Origin of the sequence: Coprococcus sp. RTP21204st1_G4_RTP21204_210225 (assembly GCF_040915385.1) — a bacterium.
Classification (GTDB): Bacteria; Bacillota; Clostridia; order Lachnospirales; family Lachnospiraceae; genus Allocoprococcus; species Allocoprococcus comes.
The window spans coordinates 84,699-96,132 of sequence record NZ_JBCPDP010000012.1 but is presented as its reverse complement, the minus strand read 5'-3'; the positions used below and the strand labels follow the sequence as shown (position 1 = coordinate 96,132).

Below are 11,434 nucleotides of genomic sequence, written 5' to 3'. Positions count from 1 at the left end.
TTTATATGATAGAAGGATTGTTTCCTTTAAAATCAGCGATCATAATGATAATCCATTAGTTATGGACACGTTTGATGGGGCTGTTCGTCAGGAGCCAGATGCACACCCATTAGTTCATTCTGATCGAGGCTTTCAATATACAAGCGCACAGTTTTATACTAGATTAAAAAAACATCATATGAAGCAGAGTATGTCTAGAGTTGCCCACTGTATTGACAATGGACCAATGGAAGGGTTTTGGGGAATTCTAAAACGAGAAATGTATTATAAACAGCGTTTTAATGACAGAAGCTCTTTGATTACTGCGATAGCTAATTACATAGATTACTACAACAACCAACGACTTCAAAGGAAACTGCATGTAATGACACCAATGAAATATCATGAGCAATATACAAAAGCAGCATAAAATATCGCCAGCCATAGCATGGCTGACGATACAAAAATTTATTATTTTTTATTGTCCTCTTGACGGGGAGCATACCAATGTGTCAATGGTGTCTTTTTAGTGCTATTTTATCGTCATATCAAGGCTCGTTTAATCGTGGTATATTCGTGGTAAAATGAGTGTTTTTCTATACTTCGAAATGCTTGAAAGTGTAATATTTATAGGGATAATCAAAAATCAGATATAAAGTTTTCGAAAACTATCATAGAATTTTTGGATTGAAAAAGACATAAACCATCAGTTAAGTGATTAACGGATGGTTTATGTAGAAATAGATATTTGATTGTTATTGAATGATTTAATAATCATTCGGGTTATCAGCATCGTAATTGTGTTTTGAGGATAGATGCCAATCATTGATTCGTAAAATATTCTTTATGGCTGAAAGAACCTCGAATATGTAACGTTTTTCAGTGCTGGTACAATCTGCCATTAATAAATCGATATCAGTTTGATATTCCGTAGGATTGTATAACAAGTTTCCATAGAGTAATTCATCAATAGTAATTTCAAGGGCATTGCTAATTTTGATTAAAGATTCTAAACTGGGTTTACGCTTGGCATTTTCTATATAGCTTATATAAACAGTAGAAAGATCAGCGATTTCAGCCAGCTCCTCGGCAGACAATCCTCGTTGTTTGCGGGTTTCTCTTATACGTTTGCCTATAAGTGCATAATTTATTTCCATGTCCTCACCTCCTTTCCATCACAACTTGACTTTTTTGTGTTGTAGATAGAAAAAAATGGTGAGCTATACAATAGTAATTGGTTGTATAAAAAGAAGTATATCATATGTATATAGCAAAAAGAAGATTGTCGATTGATGGGAGAAAAAGGCGATAAGTTATAATTGAACAACAGTGAAAAAAAGGTTATTATTTATGTATTAAAAATTATGTCTGAGAGGAAAATACATGGCAGATAAAGAGGAAATTAAAACACTGGAGGAATTAGAGGAAAAAGGAAGAATACTGCGGGGGTACAAAGAAAAATTCCGGCAGATGTGCCAAGAAAATAAAATGATAAAGGGTTCGACAGTGCTGAAACTATATGATAAAATTGAAGAGGTACAAAGAGAATATGAGCATTTAGATAATAAGCTGACATTAATGGAATACAACTTTATATAGTTCTATTTTTTTTGTTTTAATACTACTGTTTCCCTTAGTAAATACTTGTAAGATACATCTCTAATATTTTTGCGGATTTCTAGTTACAATTAAGGTAACTACTATCGGAAAGAGGTGTATTTACTTGCGTACAGAGGATTATATTGCGGACAATATTATAGCTTTATGTAAAAAACGTGATATGAGTAAATATCGGCTGTCACAATTGACTGGTATATCTCAATCTTCGATTGGAAAAATTATTGCTAAAGAAAGTTTACCAACCATGCCTACTGTAGAAAAGATATGTGATGCACTGGGAGTAACAATGGCACAATTCTTTGCCGGAATGGATGTTCCAGTAAGCTTATCAGAATCACAACAAGAGGTTCTGAATATTTGGAATAATCTTGATGAAAAAGAACAGAATGTAGTGATACAAATGCTCCGGGGACTTCAAAAATAAAGGAAACAGTTGTAACGAAAATGTTGACTGTTTCTTTTTTTATGGAGTTGGGAGATTATGGTGATTGAAAAGAAATATTATGATATTGCACAGCGTGAATTGGAAGAAATGCAAAGAGAAATTAATGAAGAAAAAGCGCAAATGTCAGAAGAAGAGATACTAGAGGATAAAAAATGGCATGATGAACAATTGGAAACAATTATTAAAAAGGCAGAAGCTCATATGCGTCGTTTTAAGAAAGTTCCAGATCCTCAAAAAGTAGTGAAGTTCACTTTTTTACAAAAAGATGCATTGGAAATTGCACGAAATATGCAGATGAATATAAAAACTGAGCGTAAAGAAGATGATTTATGGGGGACGATAGAAATGTCATTTAATAATATGTGGTTTTTAGATTCAGCTCCTAGTGAATGGAAAGATATTTGGAATAACTTGATGAAAGAAGCTCAGAGAGTGTATATAGAAGCAAAAGATAACATGATCATGTATCAATATTATTATGATTTGACGGTAGAAGTTCCTTGTGTGCAGACACAATACAAATAATGATATATGAATGCTGTTCTGTAATAATTTTATGATATACTGTGGATATGATATGTAAAAATAGTCGGAGAAAGATTTGTGAATGCACGATTATTTAGGAGGAAAAAAGCATGACAGACGCTGAAAAAAGAGAAGCGGCTCACCAGTTTATCAATAGATGGATGGGACGTGGCAATGAGGATGAAGATGGTCGTTCTTATTGGCTGGAATTTTTATCCAATGTAATGGGGATGGAAAATCCCACAGAGCGTGTAAATTTTGAGAAGAAAGTAATCGTAAATGGGAATACAAAGCGGATTGACGTATATATCCCGGAAACACATGTCATCATTGAACAGAAAAGTCTGGGAAAGTCACTTGATCAGAAAATACATAACTCTGGAGATGTGGATTTAACACCATATGAACAGGCGAAACGCTATAATGACAATCTTCCGTATGATGAAAAAGCAAGATGGATCATAACTTGTAATTTTTCGGATATTTGGATATATGATATGAATGCCAGGGTACCGGAACCTGTTAAAATAGCGTTGGTTGAATTGCAGAGCAAGTATCTGCTCCTTGATTTTCTGGTAAAGCAGGATGTAAAAAAGTTATCTCATGAGATGGAAGTTTCTATTAAGGCTGGCGATATTGTTGGTCTGATTTATGATGCTTTCCTGAAGCAATACAAGATACCGGACGGAAATGAAAAACAGGAATCAGCAGAACAGAAAGAAAAAAGGGAACATAAGTTGAAGAGCTTGAACGCTCTTTGTGTGCGTTTAGTATTCTGTCTGTACGCAGAGGATGCTGGCATATTTGGTGAACATCGGGATATTTTTCATGATTACTTAGAAGCATATGATGTAAAAGATTGCCGGAGAGCATTGATTGAACTGTTTAAGACGCTGGATACTCCAATCGCTGAACGGGATGAATATCTTGAAGAAGATGTTGCACAATTTCCATATGTAAATGGTGGTCTGTTTGCAGATGAAACAATAGAAATCCCACCTTTTACAGAAGAAATCAAAGACCTGCTTTTGACGAAAGCATCTGAGGATTTTGACTGGAGTGATATTTCACCGACTATTTTTGGAGCAGTTTTTGAATCTACTTTAAATCCGGAAACAAGAAGATCTGGCGGGATGCACTATACATCCATAGAGAATATTCATAAAGTGATAGATCCGCTGTTTCTTGATGATTTGAAAAAAGAATTTAAGGAGATTCAAGCGGTTACTGTTCGGAGAACAAAAGAAAAGAGGTTGGATGAATTTCAGAATAAACTTGCATCTCTCACGTTTTTAGATCCGGCGTGTGGTTCTGGAAATTTCCTCACAGAAACCTATTTGTCGTTGCGGCGGCTGGAGAATGAGGTGATTCGTGAAAGAGTTGGCGGTCAGATAACATTGGGAGAAGTCCATAACCCAATCAAAGTGTCTATCCAGCAATTTTATGGAATAGAGATCAACGACTTTGCTGTTACCGTTGCAAAGACAGCTCTTTGGATTGCAGAATCGCAGATGTTGGAAGAAACCAAAAATATTGTCTATGGCTTCAATGATGATTTTCTTCCGTTGAAGACGTATGTAAATATTACGGAGGGTAATGCACTTAGGATAGATTGGAATGAAGTGGTTCCGGTAGAACGATTGTCCTATATAATGGGGAATCCACCGTTTGTTGGATATTCGTATCAATCAGAAAGCCAAAAGAAAGACATTGCGAATGTATATGTAGACGAAAATGGAAAATCAACTTCAACGGCAGGTAAAATCGACTATGTTGCGGCATGGTATTTTAAGGCTGCAAAAATGATGGAGGGTTCAGAGGTTAGAACGGCATTTGTTTCTACTAATTCCATTACACAGGGAGAGCAGGTGGCTTATGTTTGGGCTGAACTATATAAACAGTTTGATATTCATATAGATTTTGCACACAGGACATTTGTATGGGGAAGTGAGGCAAAATTAAAAGCGGCGGTTCATTGCGTTATTATAGGTTTTAGCACATCAATGTCAAAGGGAAAATGTCGTTTGTATGATAATGGAGCGCTTGAAGAAACGGTACAAATTAGTCCGTACCTAATAGATGCTCCGATTACTTTTATTAACAGTCGTACTAATCCATTATGTAATGTCCCTAAGATAACAAATGGAAATAAACCAGTGGATGGGGGATATTTGTTTTTGTCACCAGACGAAAAAGATGAACTCATACAAAATGAGCCAGAATCTAAAAAGTTCGTTCGCAGGGTTTATGGAGCAGAGGAATTTATAAATTCTAAAGAGAGATATTGCTTATGGCTGAGAGATATTTCTCCAAAAGAATTAAACAAGTTGCCGATGATAAAAAAGCGTGTTCAACAGGTTCGTGAATTTCGATTGAAAAGCACAAAAGCTGTTACTGTAAAAAGTGCGGATTCACCAACATTGTTTCAACAAATTAGACAGCCAGATGAACCATATATAATTGTACCAAGGGTATCATCGGAAAATAGAAGATATATACCGATGGGATATGAATCGCCAGAAACGATTATAACGGATTCTGTCCAGTGTATTCCAAACGCTGATTTGTATACATTTGGAATTATTACCTCTAACGTACACATGGCATGGACGCGAGTAGTGTGTGGTAGATTAAAGAGTGACTATAGATATTCTGCAAAAATCGTATATAACAATTTTCCATGGCCGGAGCCAACAGAACAGCAGAAACAGAAAATCGAAGAAACAGCACATGGAATTTTGGATGCCAGAGCACTTTTCCCAGACAGTAGTCTCGCAGATTTGTATGATCCTTTAACGATGCCAGTGGAATTAAGAAAAGCACATATTGCAAATGATAAGGCAGTTATGGCAGCTTATGGCTTTGGCATAAAAATGACAGAAGAAGAGTGTGTTGCAGAATTGATGAAGCTATATCAAAAAATGCAAGGATAAGTAAGAGGAGTAGGAAAACAGGTATTTCTAAGTGCCTATTTAATGCCTATAAAGTGCCTGGAAGTGATCTTTAAGCGCCTACTCCTTGTCGGGCTTCTCAGTATAACAACACGATAGAAGCATATTAAAATGATTTTTACGTTAAAAAAGTGCTGTGATCACAAGGCTTTTTGCAAGCAAAAATGAAAAGGCTATATATAGGTAGCCTACGAAACTGGAAGTGCCCATTTTGGGCCTGATTTAAAGAATAGTGTCCTGACAGAGAACAATGGAATGACTCTTTGCCGGGGATTCAAGGAAAGGAAAAAATGATGAATACAAAAACAGAGGGGAACACATTTACAAAGAAAATCGGGCAGACAGTCTATGTTGTCCGTTATCATTTCAATGAAGATGCAAAGGAAACACTGCAGGAGAAGAACTGCGAAAGTTTGAAATGAAACAGCAAAAGAAAAGAGAAAAGCATAAGGGGCATTAGCCCCTTGCTGGACTCATTCAAATCGGAAGTTGTATTATTGAATAAAATGGAGATTTTGATATGAAAGACAAGGCAAACAAGGGTTATTGGCAACGACTTGCAAAAATATATGCACCTTTGATGGAGTCAGATAAGAAATTTTATAATGCAATCTGCGGATATATTAGAGATTATCTCAAATCTGATATGAATGTATTAGAATTAGCTTGTGGAACAGGGCAGCTATCTTTCCCATTGTCTGATTGTACTAATAGCTGGACGGCAACCGATTTTTCGGAAAATATGATTAAGCAAGCGAAAAGGAGAGGTACAACAGAAAAACTTAGTTTTTGCGTAGCCGATGCAACGGCACTTTCATATGAGAATGAAAATTTTGATTGTGTAGTAATTTCAAATGCACTGCACATTATGCCAGAGCCTGAAAAAGCAATGCAGGAAATTCGTAGAGTATTAAAAAAAGATGGTATTTTGTACGCACCAACCTTCTTATGGGCAGAGAAAAAATCAAGTGGTTTACGAAAGCGATTGATGTCTATTACAGGATTTAAAGCATACAAAGAATGGAACAAGGAAAATTTTTGTGAGTTTATTACGGATTATGGCTTTACAGTCGTCAAAGTGAATTTGGTGGATGGCGGTTTAGCTCCTGTTGGAGTTTTGATTGCGAAAAAAACTAATTATTAAATTTGAATTTTTCTAAGTGATAGATACTTTACAAAATAAACTTCATATGTTAGATTGGTCAGCAAAAACTAACTAAAGAAAGAGGTAGATTATGAATAAATTTGATGGTGTTGCAAATACGTTATTTGTTCCGTTAGTGGCAAGAATCAATATCTCTAAAAAATTTCCAGAATATTTTATGGATGAAAAGGCTCTTGAGTTGGAGAAGTATTTACCACAAGGTGCAGATAAAGGTTCTTCTGAATATAGCAATATGGCATCGGTAGCACGTTATTACAATATGGACAAAACAGTTACTGCGTTTGCAAAAAGTTACGCAGAAAGTAATATTGTATATCTTGGTGCAGGATTAGAGACTGCTTATGACCGTTTAAGTGATAAGATTGAAAACAGAACTGTACATTGGTATGAGGCTGATTTGCCAGAAGTAATAGAGGCAAGAAAAAAAGTATTTGGTCAGCGAAAAAATGAAACGCTCATTGCAGGCGATATGTTTAAATTGGAATGGGTAAAGGAAATAGACAATTCGCTTCCTACACTGCTAATTGTGTCAGGTGTGTTCCAATATTTCCATGAAGAAGAAATCATAGCATTTATTAAGGGGTGTGGAAAAGCATTTCCAAAAGGTGAGATGTTGTTTGACGCTACAAGTGAGAGTGGATTAAAGTTTACGAACTGGTTTATCAAACGTACAGGAAATGCAAGTGCTATTATGTATTTTGGTATTAACGATAGCAAAGAATTTGCAAACAAATGTAGTATGGAATTATTGGAAGAAAAGACATTCTTTCCAGAAGCATTGAAGATGTTAGGGAAGAAACTTTCTTTTGTTACAAAAGTATCTATGAAGGTTGCAGAGAAGAAGAAACAGGTAATAATTCTTCGTTTGAAATTGAATTAACTACCGTAAAATTCAAGTTTGACAGTATTAAAAATAGAATGTAAATTTGAGAACGCTTAAAGCCACTGTTCATACACTGTCACAGGTGGATATCAAACGATACGGTAAATAAAAAATATAAATAACAAAGGAGACCAACTTATGGGATTATTTGAAAAGAAAAAGAAAGATGCAGAGCGTTGCCCGATTTGTGGCAAGGAGATATCCTTTTTTTCGGGGTTAGTAATCGCGGACGGCACCATCTGTGATGACTGTGAGAAAATGGTCAGAGGTCAGTTCAATATCGAAGAATATTATGGGCGTGAGAACTGGAAGATATCTACCAGCGATCCGTTGAAAGCCATGACAGTCGAAGAACTTAAGGACATGATCAACGAAAAGAAAGCAGAGCAGACGCAGGTAGTGGAAGAAATTGGCGGTGATTACGCAGCGATTGCCAAGGTGGAAAAGACATTTGGCATCGCTCCGAAGGCTACGGATGTGGGACTGAAACGTGCAAAGGCTTTGAAAAATAGAATCGTTGCCACAAGCTATATCATGTCAGGCGAATTCAGTAGAGGCGATGCGGTAACGGTTTCATTTGATGGTGCAGATATGACTACGACGATTCTGGATGTCATCGAATGCAGTTCATCAAGTACATTTGAAACAGCGCTGAATGCCACTTTCGGAAAGCACAAGGCCAAAGAAGGAGTCAGTGCCTGGATCATTCTGGATGTCATGGGCGGAGTTGGCAAAGGTGCCCTGATCAAGAAATAAGCAATTTGCGTGGTTTATCATTTACAGACACATGAGTAAGGAGGCCAACATTCTCTATTACTGACATTGGGGAATTTGGCGATTATTCCGCAAGCTTTAAATGCATCTATACGTGATGCTGCATGGAATGTAAAAAAGGCGGGAAAGGGACAAAATAAACCAGGTTTACTTTTGTGTGCGAGCGGACTTTATACATTACATGACGTACTTCAAAAAAATGATTGGAACGAACATGAAATAGAAAATCGTGCAGAATGGCTCTTAGCTAATGCACAGAATATTTGGAAAATATAGAATATTCCAAATCCATAAAAGTTGAATGAAAACCAATATGAGAATTTTACAGGTGGTACAAAATTTGTAAAATTTTCATATTGGTTTTTTGATAATCTGCAAAAATTATAAATTTGGATATTAAGGAAAGTTTCGGATTTTTGATTTTTTATGTATTTTTCAATTTTGGATATGGCTCCGAAATTGGCAATTTTGCGGAAGTGTATCCACACTTCCTGTCCTTGCTGTTTTTAAAATCACATAGTGATTTCACAGGGATATAGAGATATTTAGTCTATTTTATATTCCTGTGTTGTGACCGGAAAAATTCGGGGAACCAAGTGTATATTTATGCTGAATGTGAGGAACTGGGGAGCACAATCCTCAGCAAGAATCCTACGTCCGGAAAATATCATATTGCTAAAATAGCGATATGGTATTACCGGGGTGGATCTTGCTCTAGTGTATACTGAGACCTCGGCATAAATAGAAAAATGGGTTTGGGGAATCCCCAGCAAGATAAAAACCTGATGAAAGAACATTTGTCGGAAAGACAATATTGTTAAACACAGGTGGATCTTGCTTTAGAAAATGATTAGCCATAATGAGTTGGAACGTGGGAGGAGGAAGTGTAAAAAAAGAGAGAGCCATAAGTAACTCTCTCTGTGATAAAATCAAAAAGTTATAGTATCAGTGGTTCGGTAAGATTACAAAAATCCTTAACAGGAATATTTTCTTTAAGTGGTAAAGCTGTCTCTAAAAAGGTTTCGTCTGCAAATCTTTCGAGTTCAGAATCAAAATGTATAATTGAAGCATTTGTATTTAATTGATATGGCGGAATTGTAACAAAATAATCATAATCTTCGTAAGAAGGAGTGGCGCAAGAAACTTTGATTTTTCCGCCCAATTTCAATTTTGCAAATTCTCCATAAATGGCAGTTAAGGCTTTTTTTCTTTCTTCATCAGAAGTAATTCTATCTACATATCTAATATACCAATAATCTATATTTCCCTCTTTTAATTTAATTAAATAATCGTATGATCTGGGTGTTCCAGATTTTATTGTCCATTCAATTTTATGCAGACTTGTCATCATGGAAAGTCCACGCATTAAGGTAGAAAAAAATTTTTCATGCACCTGAACAGTAGAGAGATCCAGAGAAAATCCATTGTCTGCAATTATCTTTTTTCGTTCCCGTATTTTCTTAGAAGAATATCCCGTTGCATCATATAATTCTTGGATAAGTTCTGGATCATCAATGGCTTTTGCAATTTTATCAATAGTGCTTTTATATGGTCTTCCAGATCGGGCACCGTTGAGCATTCGTGAAATGGTTGCATTATTTAAGCCTGTTTGTTCAGATAATTCTTTTTGTGTTTTTTTCTGTAAAATGATTTGAAGTATATTGATGAATCTTTCCTGATCGTAAACGCTGTCAGGATTTATTAGTGTGCCTGAATTTGATATAAATTCGCTCATTCAAATCTCCTCTTGACTTCTTTGACTTTGTATAAATTGACTTCTTGTATTTTATCTTATCAATTATATCCCTAAAAATCAATTTAAAACATAAAGAAATCAAAAAATGTTTTATTGATGTTCTTATAAAAGTCAAAGAAGTCAAAAACGTAATTGACATTTTGACATCTTTGTGTATAATGTAAATCAAGAAGTCAAAGAAGTCAAATGAATCAAAAGAAAGGAAGGAGGGCTGTGGATTGAAATATAGGGTTGTTTCGGTTTTGAAAGATAATAGACCACGTTTTTTGATTATTTCTGATATTGAAGAAATTGAAATCCTTCCATCAAAGTATTTGAAGCATCTGGATCAGATTAATGCTTCTCCGAATACTGTAAAATCCGCAGCCTTCGCACTTTCATATTATTACAATTATCTGCAGGAGCAAACGATAGGATTGGATGAGATTACATTGCTATCCTATTCAGAGCAGAATAAACATTTTATTGATTTCTTGTATTGGGTTAAGAGTGGAAAGCATACTGAGCATAATACACAGACGAGCAATAAGACCTGCAATATGTATCTTGGTGCAGTCTTCAGATACTACCAGTTTTTGGCACTGGAAGATGTTTTACCAATGCTTAAAGTCTTACGAGTAAAAAAAGTATCGTATTTTGACAGTATGGGAGTAAATCATCAAAATGCAGTGAATTCGTTTAAAGGTTTCTTCAAAGAAGAAGAACCTAATCTGGAAGAAATAACATCCGAAGAAATACAGGAGCTGATAAATGCCTGTACGAATGATAGAGATCGATTGCTGATAGCAATGATGGCAGAAACCGGTCTTAGATTAGGGGAAATTCTGGGAATCCATTATACCGAAGATATTGATTTTGAAAGAAGGACGGTTCGGGTAAGGTATCGTGAATCCAATACCAACTTGGCAAGAGCAAAAAATGCAGAATATAGAATTGCTTTGTTAAGTAATACAACTTTTGAGTTCTTGGTTAAGTACATTTCTGATAACCGGAAAAGTCTGATGAACTCGGAGTATCTATTTACAAAATTGACTGGAAAAAACAAAGGGGAGCCATTAGATGCGGATTCTGTGTATAGCATGTTGAAAAGGCTATCCAAAAAAACGGATATCAATTCCCATCCGCATCAGCTCCGACACTATTTTGCGGAGGAAAGAAGAAAAGAAGGATGGGATTTGAATGACATTCGTTTTGCCCTGGGGCATAAGAAAGTTGAAACTACCATTAAATACTTGGGTGAAAATAATGAACGATTGATAGAAGCAACAGATCAATACTACTCAAATAATGAAGATTTATACCAAATTGCAGATTTTCTGTAAAAGGAAGGAGGGAT

General features: G+C 35.7%; 13 protein-coding genes. 11 read left to right on the top strand and 2 right to left on the bottom strand.

Going from position 1 to position 11,434, the window contains the following annotated elements:
- The coding region (locus tag AB5213_RS11760; protein WP_368276734.1) for a transposase at positions 1-409 on the top strand (409 nt) is incomplete at its 5' end.
- 337 nt (positions 410-746) lie between these two features.
- Here AB5213_RS11760 and AB5213_RS11755 read toward each other — a convergent pair.
- Positions 747-1,136: a helix-turn-helix domain-containing protein gene (locus tag AB5213_RS11755; RefSeq protein ID WP_008374249.1), complete on the bottom strand. Its 390-nt coding sequence runs from the start codon at positions 1,134-1,136 to the stop codon at positions 747-749.
- A gap of 226 nt (positions 1,137-1,362) precedes the next feature.
- Between AB5213_RS11755 and AB5213_RS11750 the strand changes: the two genes are divergently transcribed.
- The 9 genes from AB5213_RS11750 (at position 1,363) to AB5213_RS11710 (ending at position 8,618) form a co-directional block, all read left to right on the top strand.
- On the top strand, positions 1,363-1,578 hold the full coding sequence (locus AB5213_RS11750; protein ID WP_129794637.1) for a hypothetical protein: 216 nt from the start codon (positions 1,363-1,365) through the stop codon (positions 1,576-1,578).
- A 124-nt stretch (positions 1,579-1,702) separates the two neighbouring features.
- Entirely contained in the window at positions 1,703-2,023 is a 321-nt protein-coding gene (locus AB5213_RS11745; protein WP_013976760.1) for a helix-turn-helix domain-containing protein, read from the top strand.
- A 57-nt stretch (positions 2,024-2,080) separates the two neighbouring features.
- Complete coding sequence (locus AB5213_RS11740; RefSeq protein WP_055145183.1) at positions 2,081-2,569, top strand: hypothetical protein; 489 nt, start codon at positions 2,081-2,083, stop codon at positions 2,567-2,569.
- A gap of 110 nt (positions 2,570-2,679) precedes the next feature.
- A complete protein-coding gene (locus AB5213_RS11735) occupies positions 2,680-5,502 on the top strand; it encodes a DNA methyltransferase (protein WP_368276733.1) in 2,823 nt (940 codons plus the stop codon).
- A 308-nt stretch (positions 5,503-5,810) separates the two neighbouring features.
- On the top strand, positions 5,811-5,942 hold the full coding sequence (locus AB5213_RS11730) for a transposon-encoded TnpW family protein (RefSeq protein ID WP_081016822.1): 132 nt from the start codon (positions 5,811-5,813) through the stop codon (positions 5,940-5,942).
- Positions 5,943-6,040: 98 nt separating this feature from the next.
- On the top strand, positions 6,041-6,664 hold the full coding sequence (locus AB5213_RS11725; protein WP_012740435.1) for a class I SAM-dependent methyltransferase: 624 nt from the start codon (positions 6,041-6,043) through the stop codon (positions 6,662-6,664).
- A gap of 91 nt (positions 6,665-6,755) precedes the next feature.
- Complete coding sequence (locus tag AB5213_RS11720) at positions 6,756-7,565, top strand: class I SAM-dependent methyltransferase (protein ID WP_055145176.1); 810 nt, start codon at positions 6,756-6,758, stop codon at positions 7,563-7,565.
- A gap of 141 nt (positions 7,566-7,706) precedes the next feature.
- Positions 7,707-8,324, top strand: a complete 618-nt coding sequence (locus AB5213_RS11715) for a DUF4428 domain-containing protein (RefSeq protein ID WP_138376739.1) — start codon at positions 7,707-7,709, stop codon at positions 8,322-8,324.
- 66 nt (positions 8,325-8,390) lie between these two features.
- Complete coding sequence (locus AB5213_RS11710; protein WP_368276732.1) at positions 8,391-8,618, top strand: DUF1524 domain-containing protein; 228 nt, start codon at positions 8,391-8,393, stop codon at positions 8,616-8,618.
- Between the two features lie 661 nt (positions 8,619-9,279).
- Here the strand turns inward: AB5213_RS11710 and AB5213_RS11705 are convergent.
- A complete protein-coding gene (locus AB5213_RS11705; protein ID WP_055145164.1) occupies positions 9,280-10,077 on the bottom strand; it encodes a helix-turn-helix transcriptional regulator in 798 nt (265 codons plus the stop codon).
- 437 nt (positions 10,078-10,514) lie between these two features.
- Between AB5213_RS11705 and AB5213_RS11700 the strand changes: the two genes are divergently transcribed.
- Complete coding sequence (locus AB5213_RS11700) at positions 10,515-11,420, top strand: tyrosine-type recombinase/integrase (protein WP_243257242.1); 906 nt, start codon at positions 10,515-10,517, stop codon at positions 11,418-11,420.
- Positions 11,421-11,434 lie beyond the last annotated feature (14 nt).